1 protein-coding gene is annotated in these 373 nt (G+C 60.1%); it reads right to left on the bottom strand.

All coding sequences use genetic code 11. The features are described from left to right. Positions 1–373, bottom strand: a 373-nt coding sequence (locus tag P3G66_RS31885) for a condensation domain-containing protein (RefSeq protein ID WP_276117896.1), incomplete at both ends; no start/stop codon positions are given.

Genomic DNA, 373 nt, shown 5'->3' with positions numbered 1-373 from the left:
CCTCACGCGCCGACGCCAACAACTCGGCAAACGACATCGACGGATCAACCTCGGTACGCAGCACCAAGGTATTGACGAACATACCGATCACGTCATCGAGCTCGGCTTCACCACGACCCGCGATCGGGGCACCGATCGCAATGTCGGTCGTCGCGGACAGTCGTGCCAACAGCACCGCCAGAGCCGAGTGAACAACCATGAACGGAGTTGCGTTCGTTGCCTTGGCCAGTTCGTCCAGCTCAGACCACAGCTGCGGTTCGATGGTGAAACTGTGATTGGCGCCGCGCCCTGAAGCAATCTCGGGACGCGGACGATCACCAGGCAGATCCAACTGCTCCGGAAGATCAGCCAACGCATCCGACCAGAACGCAAT

It is taken from the genome of Rhodococcus sp. C3V, from assembly GCF_029269915.1.
Classification (GTDB): domain Bacteria; phylum Actinomycetota; class Actinomycetes; order Mycobacteriales; family Mycobacteriaceae; genus Rhodococcus_F; species Rhodococcus_F qingshengii.
The sequence above is the reverse complement of the archived record's forward strand: the minus strand, read 5'-3'. Positions and strand labels throughout refer to the sequence as shown.